This window comes from Enterococcus sp. AMC1252 (assembly GCF_058216515.1).
Genome location: NZ_CM177097.1, coordinates 2,410,323 through 2,431,269, shown reverse-complemented (window position 1 = coordinate 2,431,269; position 20,947 = coordinate 2,410,323). Strand labels below are relative to the sequence as shown.

24 protein-coding genes are annotated in these 20,947 nt (G+C 35.8%); 16 read left to right on the top strand and 8 right to left on the bottom strand.

Going from position 1 to position 20,947, the window contains the following annotated elements; all coding sequences use genetic code 11:
- Positions 1-112: 112 nt before the first annotated feature.
- The 7 genes from yycF (at position 113) to AC4BB5_RS11505 (ending at position 7,659) form a co-directional block, all read left to right on the top strand.
- On the top strand, positions 113-817 hold the full coding sequence (gene yycF / locus AC4BB5_RS11535; protein WP_086313537.1) for a response regulator YycF: 705 nt from the start codon (positions 113-115) through the stop codon (positions 815-817).
- A 6-nt stretch (positions 818-823) separates the two neighbouring features.
- Complete coding sequence (walK, locus tag AC4BB5_RS11530; protein ID WP_490456269.1) at positions 824-2,653, top strand: cell wall metabolism sensor histidine kinase WalK; 1,830 nt, start codon at positions 824-826, stop codon at positions 2,651-2,653.
- The gene (locus tag AC4BB5_RS11525) at positions 2,650-3,957 is read left to right on the top strand and encodes a YycH family regulatory protein (RefSeq protein WP_490456268.1); all 1,308 of its coding nucleotides are present in this window, start codon (positions 2,650-2,652) and stop codon (positions 3,955-3,957) included. Before walK ends, AC4BB5_RS11525 begins: the two co-directional genes overlap by 4 nt.
- Entirely contained in the window at positions 3,957-4,838 is an 882-nt protein-coding gene (locus tag AC4BB5_RS11520) for a two-component system regulatory protein YycI (RefSeq protein ID WP_490456267.1), read from the top strand. The genes AC4BB5_RS11525 and AC4BB5_RS11520 overlap by 1 nt, the downstream gene beginning before the upstream one ends.
- A gap of 53 nt (positions 4,839-4,891) precedes the next feature.
- Positions 4,892-5,698 (top strand): MBL fold metallo-hydrolase, encoded by an 807-nt coding sequence (locus AC4BB5_RS11515; protein WP_490456266.1) that lies wholly within the window; start codon positions 4,892-4,894, stop codon positions 5,696-5,698.
- Between the two features lie 204 nt (positions 5,699-5,902).
- Positions 5,903-6,802, top strand: a complete 900-nt coding sequence (locus AC4BB5_RS11510) for a permease (RefSeq protein ID WP_490456265.1) — start codon at positions 5,903-5,905, stop codon at positions 6,800-6,802.
- A 14-nt stretch (positions 6,803-6,816) separates the two neighbouring features.
- A complete protein-coding gene (locus AC4BB5_RS11505) occupies positions 6,817-7,659 on the top strand; it encodes a TIGR03943 family putative permease subunit (protein ID WP_490456264.1) in 843 nt (280 codons plus the stop codon).
- A 113-nt stretch (positions 7,660-7,772) separates the two neighbouring features.
- On the opposite strand, the gene AC4BB5_RS11500 is transcribed toward AC4BB5_RS11505, so the two are convergent.
- The 3 genes from AC4BB5_RS11500 to AC4BB5_RS11490 form a co-directional block, all read right to left on the bottom strand.
- Entirely contained in the window at positions 7,773-8,201 is a 429-nt protein-coding gene (locus AC4BB5_RS11500) for a GNAT family N-acetyltransferase (RefSeq protein ID WP_490456263.1), read from the bottom strand.
- A gap of 78 nt (positions 8,202-8,279) precedes the next feature.
- Entirely contained in the window at positions 8,280-8,756 is a 477-nt protein-coding gene (locus tag AC4BB5_RS11495; RefSeq protein WP_490456262.1) for a threonine/serine exporter family protein, read from the bottom strand.
- 54 nt (positions 8,757-8,810) lie between these two features.
- A complete protein-coding gene (locus AC4BB5_RS11490; RefSeq protein WP_490456261.1) occupies positions 8,811-9,563 on the bottom strand; it encodes a threonine/serine exporter family protein in 753 nt (250 codons plus the stop codon).
- Positions 9,564-9,788: 225 nt separating this feature from the next.
- Here AC4BB5_RS11490 and AC4BB5_RS11485 point away from each other — a divergent pair, with 225 nt between their 5' ends.
- From AC4BB5_RS11485 to argF, 6 genes are all read left to right on the top strand, one after another.
- Positions 9,789-10,487, top strand: coding sequence for a DUF554 domain-containing protein (locus AC4BB5_RS11485; protein WP_490456260.1), 699 nt, complete (start codon positions 9,789-9,791; stop codon positions 10,485-10,487).
- Between the two features lie 97 nt (positions 10,488-10,584).
- Positions 10,585-10,974, top strand: a complete 390-nt coding sequence (locus tag AC4BB5_RS11480; protein ID WP_490456259.1) for a GyrI-like domain-containing protein — start codon at positions 10,585-10,587, stop codon at positions 10,972-10,974.
- Between the two features lie 235 nt (positions 10,975-11,209).
- Positions 11,210-12,241, top strand: a complete 1,032-nt coding sequence (gene argC / locus AC4BB5_RS11475) for an N-acetyl-gamma-glutamyl-phosphate reductase (protein WP_490459063.1) — start codon at positions 11,210-11,212, stop codon at positions 12,239-12,241.
- Between the two features lie 60 nt (positions 12,242-12,301).
- Positions 12,302-13,054, top strand: a complete 753-nt coding sequence (argB, locus tag AC4BB5_RS11470) for an acetylglutamate kinase (protein ID WP_490456258.1) — start codon at positions 12,302-12,304, stop codon at positions 13,052-13,054.
- A complete protein-coding gene (argD, locus tag AC4BB5_RS11465; RefSeq protein WP_490456257.1) occupies positions 13,051-14,217 on the top strand; it encodes an acetylornithine transaminase in 1,167 nt (388 codons plus the stop codon). Before argB ends, argD begins: the two co-directional genes overlap by 4 nt.
- Positions 14,218-14,311: 94 nt before the next feature.
- Entirely contained in the window at positions 14,312-15,247 is a 936-nt protein-coding gene (gene argF, locus AC4BB5_RS11460) for an ornithine carbamoyltransferase (protein ID WP_490456256.1), read from the top strand.
- A gap of 43 nt (positions 15,248-15,290) precedes the next feature.
- On the opposite strand, the gene AC4BB5_RS11455 is transcribed toward argF, so the two are convergent.
- Entirely contained in the window at positions 15,291-15,911 is a 621-nt protein-coding gene (locus tag AC4BB5_RS11455) for a class I SAM-dependent methyltransferase (RefSeq protein ID WP_490456255.1), read from the bottom strand.
- Positions 15,912-16,166: 255 nt separating this feature from the next.
- On the opposite strand from AC4BB5_RS11455, the gene AC4BB5_RS11450 reads away from it, so the two are divergent.
- The 3 genes from AC4BB5_RS11450 to AC4BB5_RS11440 are packed head-to-tail and all read left to right on the top strand — an operon-like array spanning position 16,167 to position 17,216.
- On the top strand, positions 16,167-16,436 hold the full coding sequence (locus AC4BB5_RS11450; protein ID WP_010760982.1) for an IreB family regulatory phosphoprotein: 270 nt from the start codon (positions 16,167-16,169) through the stop codon (positions 16,434-16,436).
- Positions 16,433-16,861, top strand: coding sequence for a Holliday junction resolvase RuvX (gene ruvX, locus AC4BB5_RS11445; RefSeq protein WP_490456254.1), 429 nt, complete (start codon positions 16,433-16,435; stop codon positions 16,859-16,861). The genes AC4BB5_RS11450 and ruvX overlap by 4 nt, the downstream gene beginning before the upstream one ends.
- Positions 16,862-16,907: 46 nt before the next feature.
- Positions 16,908-17,216 carry a DUF1292 domain-containing protein gene (locus AC4BB5_RS11440; protein ID WP_438756578.1) on the top strand — a complete coding sequence of 103 codons (309 nt, stop codon included), beginning with the start codon at positions 16,908-16,910 and terminating at the stop codon, positions 17,214-17,216.
- Between the two features lie 112 nt (positions 17,217-17,328).
- Here the strand turns inward: AC4BB5_RS11440 and AC4BB5_RS11435 are convergent, their stop codons facing one another.
- From AC4BB5_RS11435 to AC4BB5_RS11420, 4 genes are all read right to left on the bottom strand, one after another.
- Positions 17,329-17,847: a hypothetical protein gene (locus AC4BB5_RS11435; protein WP_490456253.1), complete on the bottom strand. Its 519-nt coding sequence runs from the start codon at positions 17,845-17,847 to the stop codon at positions 17,329-17,331.
- 269 nt (positions 17,848-18,116) lie between these two features.
- Positions 18,117-19,286, bottom strand: coding sequence for an FtsW/RodA/SpoVE family cell cycle protein (locus tag AC4BB5_RS11430; protein ID WP_490456252.1), 1,170 nt, complete (start codon positions 19,284-19,286; stop codon positions 18,117-18,119).
- Complete coding sequence (locus tag AC4BB5_RS11425) at positions 19,283-20,464, bottom strand: FtsW/RodA/SpoVE family cell cycle protein (RefSeq protein WP_490456251.1); 1,182 nt, start codon at positions 20,462-20,464, stop codon at positions 19,283-19,285. Before AC4BB5_RS11425 ends, AC4BB5_RS11430 begins: the two co-directional genes overlap by 4 nt.
- A complete protein-coding gene (locus tag AC4BB5_RS11420) occupies positions 20,461-20,727 on the bottom strand; it encodes a hypothetical protein (protein WP_490456250.1) in 267 nt (88 codons plus the stop codon). The genes AC4BB5_RS11425 and AC4BB5_RS11420 overlap by 4 nt, the downstream gene beginning before the upstream one ends.
- Between the last annotated feature and the right edge of the window lie 220 nt (positions 20,728-20,947).

The window sequence follows — 20,947 nt, the reverse complement described above, 5'->3', positions numbered from 1 at the left end:
GAAAGAGTAAGGACTCTTTTGTCAAAGGTGAAACAATGGACAAAATAAGGTATAATAAGGGAGAATATGATTAGACTACGAAAAGACAAAAGAAAAAAGAGGTGCCTCTTACATGAAAAAAATATTAGTTGTAGATGATGAAAAGCCGATTTCAGAAATTGTGAAATACAACCTTACTAAAGAAGGATACGAAGTATTTACTGCTTATGATGGTGAAGAAGCAGTTGAAAAAGTTAAAGAAGTAGAACCAGATTTGATTATCCTTGATTTGATGTTGCCAAAAATGGATGGATTAGAAGTTGCTAGAGAAGTTCGCAAAACTTATGATATGCCAATCATTATGGTTACAGCTAAAGATTCTGAAATCGATAAAGTTTTAGGATTAGAGTTAGGTGCAGATGATTATGTGACAAAACCATTTTCTAATCGTGAACTCGTAGCTCGCGTTAAAGCAAATCTACGTCGTGGTGCAACAAGTGCTAAAGAAGCAGAGTCAACGACACAATCGGAACTATCTATTGGAGATTTAACAATTCATCCAGATGCTTATATGGTATCAAAACGAGGTAGCAAAATAGAATTGACTCATCGTGAGTTTGAATTACTGTATTATTTAGCGAAACATATTGGGCAAGTGATGACTCGTGAACATTTATTGCAAACTGTTTGGGGATATGATTACTTTGGCGATGTTCGTACTGTTGACGTAACTGTCCGCCGCTTAAGAGAAAAGATCGAAGACAGTCCAAGTCATCCGACTTACTTAGTCACTCGTCGTGGTGTCGGTTATTACCTTCGAAACCCTGAACAGGAGTAGTGATTTATGAAGAAAAAAGTTCACTTTTTTCAATCGGTAAACTTTAAGATCGCTCTATCATTTATTTTGTTGCTATTGATTGCGATTCAAATTATCGGAGGATACTTTATCCGAGAACTGGAATCAACAACGATTAATGATTATAAACAAAATGTTGATCGACAAGTGACTCAACTTGCCAGTACACTTAGCACTAAGTTAGGTGAAAAAGATCGCGATCGAACAGAAATCGATGCCAATTTAAAAAAAACATTAAGTGATTTTTCAGCATCGGAAACAATCGAAGCACGAGTTGTTGACGATAAAGGGATCGTAAGGGCGACAAGTGATTTAAATCAACAAGGGATCGTAGGTAAAAAAAATGATTACCGTGATTTAAATGATTTTAGTGCCAAAAAATATCCAGCAATGGATAATGATAAACGTGTATATATCAATGTTCAGCCTATCCAATCCCCGACTGGCGACACAGTCATCGGGGTTCTTTATGTTAAAAGTAACACTGAAGGCAAATATCAAGAGATTACAGATACAGCTCGTATCTTCTTTACGGCATCGCTTATAGCTGGAGCAATTTCGATCATAGTTACTCTTTTGATTGCCAGATCGATTACTCAGCCCATCGGCGAGATGAGAGAACAAGCCTTACGTATTGCTAAAGGTGATTATACTGGTAAAGTCAAAGTCTATGGTAAGGATGAGTTAGGACAGTTGGCAGAGACATTCAATCAGCTTTCTGAACGAATCGAAGAAGCCCAAGAAACGATGGAAGCAGAGCGGAATCGTTTGGATAGTGTACTGGCACATATGACCGATGGCGTTATTGCAACAGATAGACGTGGCAAAGTGATTACGATCAATGAAATGGCTCTTTCTTTATTGAATGTGAAGGATGAAGATGTGATTGGGTCTTCTTTACTGGAATTATTAGATATAGAAACTGATTATACATTGAGAAAATTGTTGGAAGAACCAGAAGAAATTCTGATCGACCGTTCATTGTCTTCTAGAGAAGAAGATCAAATGATTATTCGCGTTGATTTCGCGATGATTCGTCGTGAGTCTGGTTTTATTACAGGACTCGTTTGTGTGCTGCATGATGTGACGGAGCAAGAAAAAAATGAGCGTGAACGTCGTGAATTTGTGTCCAATGTATCTCATGAGTTACGCACACCTTTAACAAGTATGCGAAGTTATATCGAAGCTTTAAGCGAAGGTGCTTGGGAAAATCCGGAAATCGCACCTAACTTTTTAAAAGTTACATTGGAAGAAACGGATCGGATGATCCGCATGATCAATGATTTGTTGAATCTTTCAAGGATGGATTCTGGTAATGGAGAATTACAATTAGAATATGTAAATTTTAACGAATTGATCAATTTTGTTTTAGATCGTTTTGACATGATGGTCGAAGCAAATGATAAAAATTACACGATTCATCGGGAATTTACAAAACGTGATCTGTGGGTGGAACTAGATACAGATAAAGTTATTCAAGTCTTAGATAATATTTTAAATAATGCAATCAAATATTCTCCTGATGGCGGAGCAATCACTTGTCGTCTGTTAGAAACGCATAATAATGTTGTATTCAGTGTAACGGACCAAGGCTTAGGTATTCCTAAAAAAGATGTGAATAAAGTCTTTGAACGTTTTTATCGTGTAGATAAAGCCCGTGCCAGAGAACAAGGTGGGACAGGTCTTGGACTCGCTATCTCAAGAGAAGTAGTCAAAGCTCACAATGGTGCGATTTGGGTAGAAAGCCAGGAAGGTCAAGGGTCTACCTTTTATATCTCCTTGCCTTATGAACCTTATGAGGAGGACTGGTGGGAATGAAGATAACAGAAAAAATCGTAAGGATTGGGCTGGTTTTATTAGTACTGCTTAGTTTGTACTTTTCATTGAGTATTTGGATCAGTTCGTCCAAAAAAGGACAGCCAATCAAAAATGATCCTCAACTTGCAACTACAGTTGTGAATGAACGACTGGATACGGATGTGTTCTTACCATTACGTTTAATTAGAATGCAAGATGGGAAATCAGAAATGAATACCAGTGAAAATTTGATTACGAATATTCAAAATGAAATCAAACATAGTACGTTTGGAAACTTGGCTCAAACTGTCAAAGGTGATTCGGAACAATTTGATAAGTATTTATCAATGGCTCAAGGCTTTGAATTGTTGTATGAAGGTCCCTTGTTATTAAGTGAATATGTTTCTGTTTATAATTTGGATGTACAACTAGGAGATATTAGTGGCGATGAAGTTTACTTTACTTGTATTCAAGTAGATTTAGCTCAGAATAAGATTCGTTTCTTAGACTTTAATCGTAAAGATATTTATGAAGCATCTATCACGATCAATAATGAAAAAGTTTTGAATCTAATGAATAAAGTAGGTGTTCAGTACAACCAAATTTCAGAGCAACAAGCGGTTGCTGGGAAACACTATTATTTATCGGAAGACCTTAAAATGAAAAAATACAGTTATATTTTAGCATCTCAGCCTGTAACGAAGTTTCGTAATGCTTTTTTCGCCAATGCTGATGATATTCAAACGAACGAAGACAGTAAGGATTTGTCTTATACGAGTGGTAGTGAACGTTTGATAGCAGATGAAAAATTAGGAACGATCCATTTTAACGGTGATTTAGAATCCAGAACAGCTGCTGACAATATCTATTCTGATAGCTTTGATTATGTAAAAAAATTAGGCACAAATATGGGAAATATTCGTTACTTTGACCGCACGGATGCTGAAATCAACTATCGAACATTTGTAGAAGGATTTCCAGTCTTTAGTGAAAATGACAAAGGACAAGTACGAGTGACGATTGGTAATGACAAGGCTGAAAAATCGAGTGTAGTAATTGAGACAAGTGTGGATACGATTCAAGTGCCAATTCCATCTGAGGAAGAAGTTATTTTGAAAAGTACTGAAAGTTTATTGGAACAATTAATTGCAAACGGTGCTGACTCAGAGAAAATCGATTCAATGGTAATTGGGTATACATGGCATAAAATCGAAGAAATCACACAAGTGGTTGACCTAACTCCAGAATGGTATATTCGCTATGATAAAAAATGGTATCCAGAACCCGAATTACTGGAACAGCTGGCGAATGTGGAGGTGGAATAATGGACTTCAAACGAATTGAATGGATTTTTTTCTTAGCTTTTCTAGGTTTAAATATGTTCCTATTCGGTATCTACCAAGAAGGATTGAAAGAAGAAAGCAATGTTTCTTTTTCAGACCAAACGGATAGTATTGAAAAGCGATTAGATAAAGATGGGATTTCATTTAAAGGAATGCTCTCAGGCGAAAAAAAAGAAGGCTATTATTTGAGTGGTGAGCAAACAAATTTTTATGATGCGATTCAAAATGAACGGGAAACTAGAGACCGTAATTTCTTGAAAAACGGGGTTGAGTTTGTTGACAATTCCATAACTGCTTATCCTCAGTTGAATTACACTCAGACTAGTTACTTTATTGATGAAAAAAATGTAAAAAAATCATTAGAAGCTTTTTTGAATGATGAAGACAGTGTTCTATTTGGTAGTCAGTACCGCTATATGCCTGATTTTTCTACGTTAGATGGAGAATTTCCTGAGGCTATTGCTTCTCAAAGCTATAAGAGTATTCCTTTTAAAGATGATACAGCTCAAATTTCACTTAAATTGGAGAAATCAGATGAGTCTGATAGTTTGCACAAAATTTACAAGTATACGCAAACTCATATTCAAGGAATCGAAGAGTTACGAGATAAAATGGATTTGTCATCTGAACGTGATGCGATTGAGACCCTTTACATCAATAATAAGATTCCTAGTAATGCCAAAATCACCTTTAGGGAATTAGCCTATACAAGAATTTACAAAATTCGAGAGAAAAATGTGTACGTTCCAGTATGGTTTGTCGGAATTAAATCCAGTGGCAGCAATTTGCAAATTGAACAAGTAAATGCCATGAGCAATACAATCATTACAAATAATACTGTGCCAAAGGTGGAAAATCAGTAATGATGGTTGTATAATAAGTAGCTGTAGACTAAAGAAGGGAAGCGAAGAAAAAAATGAGTCAAGAAAAAGCTTTTAACATCAGCATTCTTGCTAGTGGTAGTACTGGCAATTCCCTTTTTATTGAAACAGAGAAGAAGAAGCTGCTTATAGATGCTGGGTTAAGTGGAAAAAAAATCACCTCTTTATTGGCAGAAGTCGACCGTAAACCAGAAGATCTTGATGCTATTTTAGTAACCCACGAGCATCGTGATCATATTCATGGTGTTGGTGTTCTTGCTAGAAAATATAAATTAGATGTCTATGCTAACGAAAAGACCTGGGCGGCAATGGATCCGTTGATTGGAAATGTTGCGCTTGAGCAAAAACATGTTTTTGATATGGGGAAAGTGTTAACTTTTGGTGATATGGACATCGAGAGCTTTGGTGTTTCACATGATGCAGCAGCTCCGCAATTCTATCGTTTCTTCAAGGATAACCGTTCGTTCGTGATGTTGACTGATACAGGATATTGCAGTGATCACGTACGTGGAATAATTAAAGATGCAGATGCCTACTTAATCGAAAGCAATCATGAGTTGGAGATTTTAAGAATGGGTCCGTATCCATGGAGCTTAAAACAGAGAATTCTAGGTGATAAAGGTCATTTATCAAATGACGACGGTGCATTGACGATGGCAGATGTGATCGGAGACCGTACCAAACGAATTTATTTAGGACATTTAAGTAAAGAAAATAATACCAAAGAGCATGCAAGAATGGCGATGGAATCGATTTTAGCTGAAAAGGGACTAGGGGTTAACTTTGATTTTAATGTCTTTGATACAGATCCAGAATCAGCTTCAGAGCTATTTGCAATTTGAACAATTAAGAGTAAGCCAGATTTTTAACTTTGGGTTTACTCTTTTTGTTATGAAATGAAAATCTTATAGATGTTTTAATATACTCTAGCTTATCTTGTATTTTCGTTGGAGGTGCAGTATAGTTAGTTATATTTTTGAATGTTAAAAAAAGCATCCGTATATTATACGATTACTGATGTTATTTTTAGCAGTAGGAGGAATTAGATGTTTGAGTTTTTACCTCATTCAGTTTTACAAATGGGTACCATTTTCTTGTCTATTGTGATTGAAGCGTTACCGTTTGTGATGCTTGGTTGCGTGATTTCAGGCGCTTTACAAGTGTTTTTAACGCCGGAACGGGTCAAAAAAATATTGCCAAAAAACAAGTTTTTATCGATTGTTATGGGAAGTGTATTAGGATTCTTTTTCCCGTCTTGTGAATGCGGTATTGTACCAATCGTTCATCAATTTGTCAAAAAGGAAGTGCCTACGTATACGGCTTTTGCCTTTATGATCACGGCTCCAATCATAAATCCAATTGTTCTTTTTTCTACGTACATCGCATTTAGCAATTCGATAAAATTCGTTGTTTGGCGGGTCGTAGGTAGTATGCTAGTGGCCTTGGTCGTGGGGATCTGGCTAGCCTATATCAATAAAGAACCAATCCTAACTCAAACAGAACTAGATCATGCGTGCCAAATAGAAGAACATCATCATGAAAAGGAAACAGCTTGGCGCAAAAGTTGGTCTGTTTTGACTCACGGAATTGATGAATTTTTTGATTCAGGTCGTTATTTGATTTTTGGCTCTTTATTAGCTGCTGCTATGCAGACTTATTTACCGACAGGCGCTATTTTACAATTGGGTCATACTAAGATTTTGGCGATTCTAGTGATGCTTATTTTAGCTGCGACGTTGTCATTGTGTTCGGAAGCCGATGCGTTTATTGGATCTTCACTATTAAGTCTATTCGGTAGTGGACCAGTTGTAGGTTTTCTTGTTTTTGGACCAATGGTGGATATCAAGAATTTACTGATGATGAAGCGTTATTTTAAAACATCATTCATGTTAAAATTTGTTGGAATCGTTACAGTTGTTGTCAGTCTTTATGCACTAGCGATTTAAGGAGGGAAGAGTAGATGATTCGTTTTTTGATTTTGATTGGTTATACGATTTTGATGATGTATTTGCAGGTAACTGGCAAATTGAATCAATATATAAATGTCCACTATAGCTATTTGGCGATTTTATCGATGGCACTTTCGTTTGTCTTGGCAATCGTTCAACTGATTCTTTGGAACAAAGAAGAAGATAAAAAAACAGAAACTCACCATAACCATACTGGACATGATCATGGCTTGAATAAACCTTATCAACGAGGAGTTGCTTATCTGTTATTAGCATTACCATTGATTGTTGGATTTATGTTTCCTACGATTAGTTTGGATACATCAATCGTTGAAGCAAAAGGGTTTAACTTCCCATTAAGTAAAGAGTCAGTTGGCGATCCCGATGTAGACACGCAGTTTTTAAAACCAGATACGAGTATTTATTTTGATAAAACAGATTACAACGAGCAAATGAAACAAGCATTAACGAAATATGTAAAAGATAATCACGTGACTGTTACCGATGAAAATTATTTAGAAGTAATGGAATTGATTTACAATTACCCAAGTGAATTTACAGGTAAGACGATTTCTTACAAAGGTTTTATCTTTAATTCTAAAAGAAAGGAACAACCTGGTACATTTGTCTTCCGCTTTGGGATCATTCACTGTGTAGCTGATTCTGGGGTATTTGGATTGTTGACGAATATGCCGGAGGATCAAACATTCAATAATAATGATTGGGTGGAATTAACAGGGAAGATCCATTCTGAATATTATGCCCCATTTAAACGAGATATTCCGGCTGTCGCTGTTACGAAAGTCAAGCAAGTGGAAGAACCAAAGAATCAATATGTCTATCGTTCGTTTTAAAAACAGAGGCCTAAACACAAATATTTTTTCCGAAGAATCTGCTTTTGTTTCACCGTTTATTCGGATTGCTTGAGGCTGGGCTATAACTCTTAGAGTTATAGCCCAGCCTTTTTTTATTTTTCCCAGATGAGTTGATATTCTAGCTCACCAGTATTATCCACTTGTTGCTTGGTCTGTTTAAAACCTTGCTTTTTATAAAAACTTACTGCATTCTGATTTTTTGCATAGACGGAAAGGCTGAGCACATCATTAACCTCTTTTGCTTCGTTTAAAAGCTGTTGACCGATTCCTAGATTTCGATGTGCCTTCATCACGAAAATTCCAGCAATATACGTTTCGTTCAGTCCTAAAAAACCGACTATTTTATCTTTTTCATAGTAAACATAAAGATCGGCTTTAGGCAATTCTTCTTTTACAAAATCGATATTTTGTTGCCAATAGCTTTTTGGGATAAAAGGATGGGCCTCACAATTCGCTATTAACCAAATACTTATTATTGATTCTAATTCAAATGATGTTAAGACATCAATTTTTTTAATCATGTTCCTGCTCCTTTCTTATTTTGCGTTTGAAAGAACAGTTTCTACACTCATCAATTCACCTCGTTCTAAAAAGTAGTATCACTTTTCATGTTTCTTTCTAATCAAACTCACGATCTCTCGTTTTTCTCTAAAGTTTCTAATGTTGTGATTCAACACCTCAGATAAAACTAATCCTAACGCAATGGCTCCTGCAATCATGATGGCTTGTACAGTAGAGTAAATGGCTGTTTCATAATTACCAATAACTAAATTTCGTACGGCTTGATAAGCCAGTCCGCCTGGAACTAAAGGAACCATGCCTGGAATATTAAAAATAGTAACAGGCAGTTTTAATTTTCTTGAACAGATAAAACTAACTGCAGCAACACTCAGTGCTCCTAATAAAGAACCTAAAGCGGCATTACCACCTAATTGAATCGTAAACCAATAGAACATCCAACCAGAAGCACCGGATAAGCCACAGGCAATTAAAGACCGTCTAGGAACATTCGTTATGATAGCATAAGCAGCCGATGCTAAGAAACTAAAAGAAAACTGAATCAGTAAAGTGGTCATTTGAAAACCTCCAAATTCTTAAAAATACATTCTTTGAATGTACAAGTATTGTTTCTAATAAAATAATTGAAAAACAAAAGCAATAGCAAAGCCAATCATAGAGGCGGTCATCATCGCCTCAGTACCTCGGGATACGCCAGAAAGATAATGTCCTGCAAGTAAATCACGTAAAGCATTAGTGATTTGAACTCCTGGAACAAGAGGCATGACACAGCCGATAATGATCATATCCTGATTGATGCCTAACCCGATTTTACTGCTTAAAAGAGCTGCGCAGCCAATAAAAAAAGCTGCTAAAAACTCAGATAGAAACTTAATTCGTAAAACTTTTAAACTGGAATAATAAAGAATATAGCCAAACCCTCCGATTAAACAGGTCAAAAGCAGGTCAGCCCAGACACCACCAAACAAAATCATGATCGTTCCGCTAACAACAGCAGCGCTGATAAATCTTAGCCATAAAGGGAAAAATTTTCTTTCTTGTTCTAAGGTTTTAAGCTCTTCTAAAAGCTCATCTAAGGTGTAACGTCCAGTGACATACTCTCTAGAAAGCTGATTGATTCTAGAGACTTTTTCTAAATTGATCGATCGGTTTAATATTTGAACCATTCGAATCGTTGAAGTACCGTCTAATCCCACAAAAAGACCGGTTTGTGTAACGTAGCTGACAAGGCGATAATCTCCTGAAGCTAAAGCGATACGGCTCATGGTGTCTTCTACCCGATACATTTCAGCATCACTTTCTAACATAATTTTCCCAGCAAGTAAACAAGTCTCCAGGACTTTCTCTATGTCTATTGTTGTCATTAATTTTCCTCACTTTTTGGTTCTATCATCATATCTATGATTAGTATAGTTGATTATAGCTGGAAAAAATAGTATGGAACTATAAAAATAAACGTGTAGACCGAACATTGTGCACAAACTGTGACTTTTTCGTCTAGAATTTTGTAGAGCTTAAAATGTCTCTTTCGTATTTCTTATCGTATAATAGAAAACGTATGAAAAAATGTAATGATTGGGATGAAAAAGATGATTTTATTAGGTTCATTGATTAACGGGTTAGCAATTATTTTTGGGAGTTTACTTGGCGCTATTTTACGTAATATATCAGAACAAATGAAAGATACTGTAACAAAAGGTATTGGGCTTGGCGTTGTGGTCTTGGGTATTCAAATGGCCTTTAAAACGTCTTCTTTTATTGTGATCTTGATTAGTTTATGTTTAGGTGCGATGTTGGGAGAACTAATAGGAATTGAAGATAAAATGAATGAACTTGGTTTGACGTTGGAAAAGCGTTATGCAAAGCCAGATAGTAATTTTGCTGATGGCTTTGTAACTGCTTCGCTTATTTTTTTGATTGGGTCAATGGGAATTATTGGTGCAATAGAAAGTGGTGTAGCAAATAATCATCAAACATTGTTTACAAAAGCAGTTATGGATGGTTTTTTGTCGATTATGTTGACAGCAACATTAGGTGTTGGGGTTCTTTTTTCTGCAGTACCAGTTTTTCTTTATCAAGGCATCATTGCCATACTTGCCAGTAGTTTGATGCGCTATATTCCTAAAGAGTTACTGGATGTATTGATGGTGGAAATAAGTGCAATCGGTGGTTTGATGATTTTAGGTATTGGTTTAAATATAATGGGCATCACAAAAATCAGAGTGTCTAATTATTTACCAGGTATTATTATTTTAATTGGTATTGTAATGGTTAAATTTTATTTATAGTGAATGTAAAAATTTATAGAATCAACTTAAATGATGACAGAAAGTTGTCATCATTTTTATGTTATGCTCATTTCAGAAATACAAAGGAGTGACGATAATGACAATTAAATTAGCAAAGAAAACAATTAAAGGTAAGAAAATTCGTACGAATAATAATCGTTTGGATGAAATTATCGCTTTATGGAATCATGTTCCAACGATGCACTTGGAGAGGGAAGTTTTCGCTGTCTATTCAAATTATGAAAGGAATTATAATGGAAGTTATGACTTGTTAGTTGGAAATGAAGAAGCTGATTTTTCTGAGAGTTCAACTATTCTTGCGGGTGATTATGTAGAAATCCCAGTAGCTGTTGCTAGCCCTGAAGGTGTGGGAGAAGTCTGGCAAAAAATTTGGAAAGACGAAGCATTGGAAGAAAGACGTACTTATTTGACAGACGTGGAACATTACAAGAAAGATGGGACAATCACAATTTATCTTTCTGTATAGGTAATGGATTACGGACGGGATAAAAGTTAAGTTGGATCTATGGAAAAACTTAAAGAGTTTTTCCATAGATCCATTTTTTTATTCAAAATAGAATGAATATCATTCTGTAAAATGCATAAATATTTATTTTTAGTTTATAAATTAATAAAAAACCATTGACTTGCATCGTAGGAAAACTTATAATATGAAAAACAACACTTGTTTGACAAGAATAAAAAGAAAAGAAGTGAAGCTGATGAAGGTCTCAATTATTGGTGTAACAGGTTATAGTGGGTTGGAGCTTTTACGCTATCTCAGACAGCATCCATTTGTTGAGATAGCCTCAATTCATAGCCATTCAATGAATAAAAAATCACTAGATAAAGTTTATCCATACTTGAAGCAACTTATTAGTTTACCCCTAATGCAAGTCGATCCAGATAAAATTATGAAGAAAAGTGATCTCGTTTTCTTAGCAACTCCGTCTGGTGTTTCAAAAGATCTGGCGGAATCATTTGTTGACGCTGATTTTCCTGTGATTGATTTATCTGGTGATTTTCGATTGAAAGAGCTTGGTGAGTATGAAACTTGGTATGGTTCAAAAGCGGCTCCAATGCGTTTGATCAAAAAATTTGATTATGGTTTAGCAGAGTATCGAGAAATGCCACAATCTAAATGGATCGCCAACCCAGGGTGTTATGCTACGGCAGCAGAGTTATCGTTAGCACCATTATTGAAAGAGAATAAATTGATCTTAGATTCTATTATAATCGATGCTAAATCAGGTATTTCAGGTGCGGGTAAAGGACTATCTCAAACAGCTCATTTTTCGGAAGCGCATGATAATATGACGTTGTACAAAATGAATAGTCATCAGCATATTCCTGAAATCATGCAGCAACTAAAAAAATGGACACCAGATCTTACAGCAGTTCAGTTTTCAACATCATTGATTCCAGTGACTAGAGGGATTTTTTTAACAGCTTACGCTAAATTAAAACAACCGATTTCTGACGAGGAGTTAGTTCAGTTATATCAATCACATTTTAAAAAAAATGCTTTTATAAGAATTCAAGAAGCTGGGCACTATCCTGTACTTAAACAGGTAATTGGCTCAAATTACTGTGATATTGGACTCGCTTACAATGCGCAGACAAACATGGTTACAATCGTCACTGTCATTGATAATTTAGGCAAAGGCGCAGCTGGGCAAGCAGTTCAAAATTTAAATATTTTTGCTGGATTTGAGGAAAGATGTGGCTTAGATCAGTTACCGATCTATCCATAAAAAGTATTAATGAAACAAGATAAAAAATAGAAGGTTTAAAACATAAAGGGAGAGACAAGCATGAAAAAAATCATTGTTATCAAAATGGGGGGAGTAGCCAGCGATAACTTAACAAAAACATTTTTTGAACAAGTAGATCATTGGCAAAAAGAGGGAAAAAAAGTTGTTATTGTTCACGGGGGTGGACATTATATTTCTGAGATGATGCAGCGTTTAAATATACCTGTGGTGATCCAAGATGGGCTGCGCGTAACAACAGATGAAACACTAAAAATCACTCAAATGGTTTTGATTGGTCAAGTGCAACCTGCGATTACAGGCCTTTTTCAGCAAAAAGGATTTTCTGTTGTAGGACTAAATGCGTCATGTGGTCAAATCATTACGGGATCTTTTCTTGATAAAAAGACATTAGGAGCGGTTGGAGAGGTCAACAAAGTAGATACAGAATTGTTAGAACACTTGCTCGAAACTAAGCATATTCCGATTATTGCTCCACTAGGTTTAACAAAAGCAGGTGAATGGCTGAACATCAACGCTGATCATGTAGCATGTAAAATAGCAGAAGAATTAAAAGCTGAAAAGCTCTATCTACTAACCGATGTTCCTGGTGTAAAGAAGAAAAATCAGTGGTTAAAAGAACTATCCACTAGTGAAGTTCCTAAGCTAAAGCAAGAAAAAATTATCAAAGGCGGAATGTTACCAAAATTAGAAAGTGCTGTAAATGCTATCAAAGGTGGTGTAAAGGAAGTTCACATCACAAATCAAATTCAATATGCTGGAACCATTATCAAGTCCAAGGAGGTCTTTGCATGAGTTATTTATTTCAAAATTATCAAAGAAAAGAGTTGGAATTAATCAAAGGTTCTCAAACTGTTTTGACCGATAAAAATGGCAAAAACTATCTTGATTTTACTAGTGGTATTGGCGTAATGAATTTAGGGTATAATGATCCAGAATTGAATCAAGTATTAAAGGAACAAGCTAATCTTTTATGGCATACGCCTAATTTATATGAAAATCAGTTACAAGAACAGGTAGCTGAAAAATTAGCAAATGGAAAAGAGTATATCAGCTATTTTTGTAACAGTGGAGCGGAAGCGAATGAAGCTGCAATCAAGTTAGCTCGCAAAATGACGGGTAAAAGTAAAATCATTACGTTTACGAATTCTTTCCATGGTCGAACATATGGTGCGATGAGTGCGACGGGACAAGAAAGTATTCATATAGGATTTGAACCTTTGGTACCTGACTTTGTTTATTTACCATTCAACCAACTTGAGCCATTGTTAGAGGAAATCAATCAAGAAACAGCAGCTGTCATGTTAGAATTGATTCAGGGTGAAGGGGGCGTAGTACCAGCTGATGAGCAATGGGTTCAAACGATACAGTCTCTTTGTCAGCAGTTTGGCGCGTTATTAATCATTGATGAAATTCAAACGGGAATTGGACGAACAGGTACTTTTTATGCCCATGAAGGTTATCAGATCGAGCCGGACATTTTTACATTGGCCAAAGGGTTAGGCAATGGAATCCCTGTCGGTGCTATGGTCGGGAAAAAGAATTTAGTAAAAGCGTTTGGACCTGGTAGTCATGGGTCGACTTTTGGTGGAAATAAATTGGCGATGAGTGTCGCCTCAAAAGTGGCTGATCGAATAAACCAGAGGGAATTTTTACTAGAAGTTCAAAAGAAAAGTCAGCAATTATGGATTGGCTTAACACAAATAGCAGAAAAAAATAAGACGATCAAAGCTGTTCGTGGTAAAGGGCTCATGATAGGTATTGAGTTAGCTAACGGAAGTTCGTTAAAACAAGTGATGGATTTATTGGAAACAGAAGGATTGCTAACTTTAAAAGCTGGACAAAATGTTTTACGACTTTTACCGCCATTAACGATTGATACAGAAGAAATTGATCATGGATTGATGATATTAGATAAGGTTTTAAGTGATTTTGCATTCGAGAACAATTCTGAGTGAAGAAAGATAAAAATGGCATGAAGGGAAAAGTCTTCTTCCTATTTTTTTCAACATTGAACGAGCTCGTTCAGATTTTATATATAAGGAGAAAAAAATGACGAATTCTATGTATGGTAAAAGTGTTTTAAATCTAACTGAGTTAACAAAAGACGAATTTATGGCGATTATTGAATTAGCAGTTGCAATCAAAGCTGATCCACAAGCCTATCGTGGAGTATTAGCGGGGAAAATACTAGCGATGATCTTTGAAAAAAATAGTACTCGTACCCGTGTCTCGTTTGAAGCAGGAATCATTCAGCTTGGAGGACAAGCGATTGTTTTGGATTCTAAGAATACTCAAATGGGACGTGGAGAACCAGTGAAGGATACGGCTAAAGTTATGTCTAATTATGTCGATGCAATCATGATTCGTACCTATTCAGATCAAATGGTTGCTGAATTGGCAGACGAAGCATCGATCCCTGTGATCAATGGTTTAACGGACGATCATCATCCCTGTCAGATACTCGCAGATTTTCAAACGATTTATGAACAAAAAGGGAAGCTAGAAGGAATCAAATTGACCTATATCGGTGATGGAAACAATATGGCACATTCATTTTTGATTGGTGGAAGTTTAGTTGGAATGGATGTGAGTATCGCAACCCCAAAAGGATACGAACCAAAAGAAGAAGTGATTGCAATTGCCAAAAAGAATGCAAAAGTAAGTGGTAGTAGAATCCAAATTGTGAACGAACCAGACCAAGCTGCGAAAAATGCAGATGTTTTGGTAACAGACGTTTGGGCAAGTATGGGAGATGAAGCTGAACAAAAAGAGCGGGAAAAAGTATTCAAATCATTCCAAATCAATAATCGACTAGTAGTGCAAGCAAAAAAAGATTATCTATTCTTGCACTGCCTACCTGCTCATAGAGGAGAAGAAGTTTCAGCAGATATTATTGATGGGACGCATTCCGCAATTTATCAAGAAGCGGCCAATCGTCTCCATGCTCAAAAAGCGTTGTTGGTCAAACTTATGACCAACTTATAATAAAGTAGAATGATATGAAACGATATTTTCGTTTCATATCATTCTATTCTTTTTGAAAAACATACATAGACCATTGATTCGTTGTATGATGAGCAGACAATAAGAAGCCGTGGTCAGATAGATACGTTTGGAAATCCGCCGATTTTTTAAATTTAGGCAAAAAGTAATTGATTTTTGCTGTCTCAAAAGAAAAAACAACGAGTCCCTTACGCTTTAAAACCCGATTTATTTCAGACAATGCGTTGTCTAAATTATTCCAATGAAAATGTGTTTGAAAAGCCGTTACGAAATCGAATGTTTCAGGAGCAAAACTTAGGCTATGAACATCCATTGTTTCAAACTTAAGTGTTTCATTTTGAGTGTTCTTTTTTGCTTGCGCTATGGCGTCTTTAGAAATGTCTATGCCTGTTATAGATAATGAATTTGCTTGTTGTAAAAGATAGCGGCTTGAGACACCATTTCCTACACCGATATCTAGAATCGCCATTTTATCTCTCAAAACAATCTTTGTCATTGTCCATTTTACTAAAGGAAGATAAACGCGATTCCAAAGGTGCATCAGCCCAATGCCAATATACCCAGTTGGCTTTTTTGATTGTTGTAACAAAATCCAAAATAAACAGATCAATAACACGCTGATGCAGCAGATGAGCAAGATAAACATAAAAAAACTCCTTTACTCTATATTCAACTCTTTTAATTAGTATACAATAAAAAAACAACTGTTAGAAAAAATAGGGAGAAATTTCTTTCAAATTTTTAACTAAAAAGAAATTATTTACCCGATAATCCGTCGATTCTGTTAAAATTAAAGGAAATCTTTAATATATAGCAGAAAATGTTAAGTTTTGTTTGTAGTTTCGCCTTGTTTTTAGTAGAATGAAACTGTATGAATAGAATAAAAGTGAGGTGTAGATAAATGGGTTTTACAGATGAAACTGTACGTTTTGATTTTGATGACAGTCGTAAGAAGGAAGTAAGTGAGACTCTAGCTACTGTATACAAGGCTTTAGAGGAAAAAGGATATAATCCGATCAATCAGATTGTGGGCTATTTGCTTTCTGGAGACCCGGCCTACATTCCTCGTTATCAAGACGCTCGAAATTTGATTCGTCGTCACGAACGGGATGAGATCATGGAAGAGCTGGTTAAATATTACTTATCTGATCATGGAATCACTATTCGATGAGAGTAATGGGACTTGATGTCGGCTCTAAGACAGTAGGAATTGCAGTGAGCGATCCATTTGGCTGGACGGCACAAGGTGTCGAGATTATTCGAATCAACGAAGAGCAGGAAGAATTTGGTTTTGAACGTTTAGCAGAATTAGTCGAAGAATATGAAGTGACACGTTTTGTCGTGGGACTTCCCAAAAATATGAATAATTCAATCGGACCTAGAGCTGAAGCATCAATGGCTTATGGTAAGAAAATCGAAGACATGTTTCAAATTCCTGTTACTTATCAAGATGAACGTTTGACGACAGTTCAAGCTGAACGTATGTTAGTTGAACAAGCGAATACATCTAGAGCCAAAAGAAAAAAAGTGATTGATAAGGTAGCTGCTGTCATGATATTACAAAATTATTTAGACGGCGCTAGCAATAAAATTTAAATGACTTGTTAAAAAACAAGGATAAGATAAAAGGAGAGCAAGACAAATGACAGAAGAACATAACCATGATCATGATCACGAAGGGCATGAGCATATCACCTTAGTTGATGAACAAGGAAACGAAACCTTATATGAAATTTTATTAACAGTAGACGGACAAGAAGAATTTGGTAAAAACTACGTGCTTCTATATCCAGCTGGTGTTCCAGAGGAAGAAGATGTAGAATTGCAAGCTTATGCATACATCGAAAACAACGAAGGAACAGAAGGGGAATTACAACAAATCGAAACAGACGCTGAATGGGATATGATCGAAGAAGTGTTTAACACATTCATGGCGGAAGAAGAAGAATAGTATTTACGAAAGAGTTGAGTCCATACTTTATGGACTCAGCTTTTTTAATTTGATAGATTGCTCATACTACAAAACAAGGAGACAGCCCTTAAGCAGTCTCCTTGTTCGCCTATTACAAGTCAAAGTCAATGTCGCTGTAATCTACACATGGCAAGTCTCTTGGGTGGATTGAGGAATTAACTGAAAAAGTTATTTTTAATGGTTGAGCTGAATAATTATATAAATCAAAAATTCGGTTTCCGCTAGTCCAACCTTTTATTGTCTCATCCAATATATTGGTATTTACTGTTACAGGACTATTAGTATAGAAGAACTTTCTAGATGCGACTTGCCAAGAATAACCATGATCGTAAAGTTCTTCAAGAAGAAAACTTTCTTTATCTTCTGACTCAGCTTTAAATTTTATTGCGTATTTTGATACAAATTCATTTGTTCTTAAGCTACCTACTAAAATCCGAATTTTTTGACCACTTTGGACTACTGCTTCTCTTTTTGCCGGAGCACCTCTCAGTATACTAAAAGGAATGGGGGAACTTGAATTTTCAACAGATTCCTCTGCATCAACATAACTAGTTCCAAAAAACATTCCGACTACTATCAAACATCCTAATACTAATGATTTCTTTCTCATGAAAACAACTCCTTATTTTTAGTAATTTAAATTTAACATAAAGAAAATTATAATTCAAGTTTAAATTATTATTAAAGGATTAATCCGTGAATTTTGCTTGATCTTGAGTATCAGTTAAAGTCTTTGTACTACATCAAGACTTCTATTTTTTATTTAATTCACTTTTGAAATTTGAAGAGAGTACAAACATTCGTTTAGGAAGAAATTAGATAGAAAAATATATTCGTATTCAGATTAACTTAAATAGTGGAAATGAAAACAAACCTAAATTACTCTTTCTCCTTCTGATAATACATCGAAAGAATCAACCCAATAGCAATAAAATTAGCTAAGTAAGCTGTGCCGCCTTGACTGATAAAAGGTAAAGGAATCCCAGTCAAAGGAAGCAGTCCAATGTTAGATCCGATATTTTCAAGGATATGAAACAAGAAATACATAATTATACCTGTTGTGATGTATGCGTAAAATTCACGTTGGGCATTTAATGTGCAAATCAACATTTGATAAATTAGATAAAAGAACAATAAAATTAAGGTACAAGTACCCAAAAAACCATAAGCTTCACCAATCACAGTAAAAATCATATCAGATTCTCGGACTGGAACATAAACCTGCAAATTAGTCATCCCCTTGCCAAGCAATTCTCCTGAACCAATGGCCGTTAACCCACGCGCCTGTTGAAATGAAATCGAGTCCGCATATTCAAAAGGATTGAGCCAAGCGTGGATTCGATTGAATTGATACGGTTTAAAATGTAGAAACGAAAGAACTTTTTGTCCACGTTCAGTCAACACCAACAAGATGCCGCTGACACCAAGCGTGCCTATAATACCAAAGCCGACTGTTAAAATTTTCCAAGAACAGCCCGAAACAAGCACTATACCTAGAAAAATCGAGATAAAAACTAAACTTGTGCCAAAATCTTTTTGATAAAACATCAAAAAGAACACAGGTAAACTAACAACGAATAATTCACCTAACAAACGGAAGTCCTCTTTTATAGTAGAAGGATTTTCTGATTGTTGTCTTTTTCGGGTGACAATATAAGCTAACATCAAAATATAGCCAAGTTTCATGAATTCTGATGGTTGAAATGAAAGTGGACCTAACCGAAGCCAACGCTTTGTTCCTGTAGCGGCAGCCATGACGGGATCATGAAATTTTATAAGTAAGCTCATTAAAAGAAGAGAGAGACTATAAAGGATCGGTGTCGATTGCCATAGATATTTTATAGGGATGAACATCGTGACAAACATTGTTCCAGTCCCTAAAAGAGTCCATAAAAATTGTTTTTTCAGTAAAGAGCCAACTGAGTCAATCGCAGGATCTGCTTGAAAAGCGCCATACTGAGCTAGAAACCCAACAAGTATCAGTAAAAAAACAGGCAAAAGCAAGGCATAATTTACGGGTTCACTTTTTGCGACTAAGGCTTTTCTCATGACACCCCTCCTCGACGTCTAAAAGTTTCTCTAAGCTCAGTTCCCCGTGCATTCAAGGCTATACCCAGAGTAATACTTAAAATTAGTAAACTAGATCCTCCATAACTAATAAAAGGAAATGTTAGTCCAGTCATTGGAATATAACCTAATAGACTGCCAACGTTTACTGTCACTTGAAGGAACAACAGCATACCACAACCAATGTAAAGATAAGAGTAGTAAAGGTTTTTTGATTTTATTGCTAGCAAAAATAAACGAGCAACAATAAAGAACACGGCAAACAAAATACCTAAAGAGAAAATCAACCCTAACTCTTCAATACAAATAGCAAAAATGAAATCTGTATCAGCAGCAGGAAGAAAGCCTTTTTTCTGAATACTATTGCCTAGACCTAATCCAAAAAATCCACCATTATGCATTGCGTAGTAAGCATTAGATGTCTGAAATCCTTTGCCGGTCGGATCAATGAAGGGATTTTGCATTACTTCAAAACGTGTGACTAAATAACTGAATTTCTGCGGCATCCAATCTGTCGGGATCGATAACAAAAGAACAGTTCCTAGTCTTTTTGCCACAACAAATCCAACTAAAGCGAGCGACATAAACAAAGGAGAGAGTCCACTGAACAAAAACAAAACGAGCACAAGGATAAAAATCATGGAAGCACCTGCTATATTAGGCTGTAAAGCCACAAAAAACATAAAGAAACTAGCGACTAGCAATGATTGTTTGTGTTTCTTAAATGTAAAAGGGGTCAAAATATCCTCTTTTGAAAGATTGGATGCCAAATAAAGAATAAGAACCAAAGGCACTAATTCAGATGGTTGAAACAAAAGTACGCCTAGATTGATCCAACGCTTTGCACCACCAACACTAGTACCGATAAAAGGTAATGCAATGATTGAGAGAAAAGTCAGTGCCAAAATGACATACATCATTTGGGGTTTGCGAAGGACGTTTAAATTGATTCGATATACAAAACTCATGCAAACCAAGCTAAACAGAAAATACATGGTTTGTTTGACTGCTTTACTGGCCGTTCCTAACTCACTATCTAATAATTGATAAGAGCTAGAACTATAAACCATTAAGACACCAACAACACACAGGATTAGATAAGGGATAAAAATGTAAAAGTCTAAATAATGGAGTTTGGATAATCGCTTAGGCCAACTCATTGTTTTACTCCATCATTCAAAAATTCGTGAATGGTTGTTGTATTTTGTTTCTCTTCAACTTTACGTCCGTCATCATCAATCAACATGTCTTCCGTATTTGCCTGTTGATTGCTAGTAAAATTATTATTTTTCATCTTATTGACTTGAGATTGTGCTATCTCTTTTCCCTTATGAAAGCTGATTGCTGCACAGCTCCCGATTCCTGTAAAAATCAGGGTGACACAAAGAACCATATAAATTAAGAATTTCTTTCCTGTTTTCATTTTTTATTCCTCGCTAATCGTTTTAATTGATCATCAAATAAAGTTCGGCTTTAGGAATTGTTTTAGATGGGGATAAAGAGTTCTTTTTGCTATGAGTAATGGGTGACAGACGATTCAAGTCGAGTTTCTTCAATTGGTATAGATTCACCTCCAAAATCAAGTATTCTGCCTACATTATTCGAAAAAAACAAAAAACCTTCGCATAAAATGACTCAGCGAA

Bases quoted from the DNA above. Each gene is read 5' to 3' on its own strand.
- yycF (WP_086313537.1), top strand. From the start codon at position 113: ATGAAAAAAATATTAGTTGTAGATGATGAAAAGCCGATTTCAGAAATT.
- walK (WP_490456269.1), top strand. From the start codon at position 824: ATGAAGAAAAAAGTTCACTTTTTTCAATCGGTAAACTTTAAGATCGCT.
- AC4BB5_RS11525 (WP_490456268.1), top strand. From the start codon at position 2,650: ATGAAGATAACAGAAAAAATCGTAAGGATTGGGCTGGTTTTATTAGTA.
- AC4BB5_RS11520 (WP_490456267.1), top strand. From the start codon at position 3,957: ATGGACTTCAAACGAATTGAATGGATTTTTTTCTTAGCTTTTCTAGGT.
- AC4BB5_RS11515 (WP_490456266.1), top strand. From the start codon at position 4,892: ATGAGTCAAGAAAAAGCTTTTAACATCAGCATTCTTGCTAGTGGTAGT.
- AC4BB5_RS11510 (WP_490456265.1), top strand. From the start codon at position 5,903: ATGTTTGAGTTTTTACCTCATTCAGTTTTACAAATGGGTACCATTTTC.
- AC4BB5_RS11505 (WP_490456264.1), top strand. From the start codon at position 6,817: ATGATTCGTTTTTTGATTTTGATTGGTTATACGATTTTGATGATGTAT.
- AC4BB5_RS11500 (WP_490456263.1), bottom strand. From the start codon at position 8,201: ATGATTAAAAAAATTGATGTCTTAACATCATTTGAATTAGAATCAATA.
- AC4BB5_RS11495 (WP_490456262.1), bottom strand. From the start codon at position 8,756: ATGACCACTTTACTGATTCAGTTTTCTTTTAGTTTCTTAGCATCGGCT.
- AC4BB5_RS11490 (WP_490456261.1), bottom strand. From the start codon at position 9,563: ATGACAACAATAGACATAGAGAAAGTCCTGGAGACTTGTTTACTTGCT.
- AC4BB5_RS11485 (WP_490456260.1), top strand. From the start codon at position 9,789: ATGATTTTATTAGGTTCATTGATTAACGGGTTAGCAATTATTTTTGGG.
- AC4BB5_RS11480 (WP_490456259.1), top strand. From the start codon at position 10,585: ATGACAATTAAATTAGCAAAGAAAACAATTAAAGGTAAGAAAATTCGT.
- argC (WP_490459063.1), top strand. From the start codon at position 11,210: ATGAAGGTCTCAATTATTGGTGTAACAGGTTATAGTGGGTTGGAGCTT.
- argB (WP_490456258.1), top strand. From the start codon at position 12,302: ATGAAAAAAATCATTGTTATCAAAATGGGGGGAGTAGCCAGCGATAAC.
- argD (WP_490456257.1), top strand. From the start codon at position 13,051: ATGAGTTATTTATTTCAAAATTATCAAAGAAAAGAGTTGGAATTAATC.
- argF (WP_490456256.1), top strand. From the start codon at position 14,312: ATGACGAATTCTATGTATGGTAAAAGTGTTTTAAATCTAACTGAGTTA.
- AC4BB5_RS11455 (WP_490456255.1), bottom strand. From the start codon at position 15,911: ATGTTTATCTTGCTCATCTGCTGCATCAGCGTGTTATTGATCTGTTTA.
- AC4BB5_RS11450 (WP_010760982.1), top strand. From the start codon at position 16,167: ATGGGTTTTACAGATGAAACTGTACGTTTTGATTTTGATGACAGTCGT.
- ruvX (WP_490456254.1), top strand. From the start codon at position 16,433: ATGAGAGTAATGGGACTTGATGTCGGCTCTAAGACAGTAGGAATTGCA.
- AC4BB5_RS11440 (WP_438756578.1), top strand. From the start codon at position 16,908: ATGACAGAAGAACATAACCATGATCATGATCACGAAGGGCATGAGCAT.
- AC4BB5_RS11435 (WP_490456253.1), bottom strand. From the start codon at position 17,847: ATGAGAAAGAAATCATTAGTATTAGGATGTTTGATAGTAGTCGGAATG.
- AC4BB5_RS11430 (WP_490456252.1), bottom strand. From the start codon at position 19,286: ATGAGAAAAGCCTTAGTCGCAAAAAGTGAACCCGTAAATTATGCCTTG.
- AC4BB5_RS11425 (WP_490456251.1), bottom strand. From the start codon at position 20,464: ATGAGTTGGCCTAAGCGATTATCCAAACTCCATTATTTAGACTTTTAC.
- AC4BB5_RS11420 (WP_490456250.1), bottom strand. From the start codon at position 20,727: ATGAAAACAGGAAAGAAATTCTTAATTTATATGGTTCTTTGTGTCACC.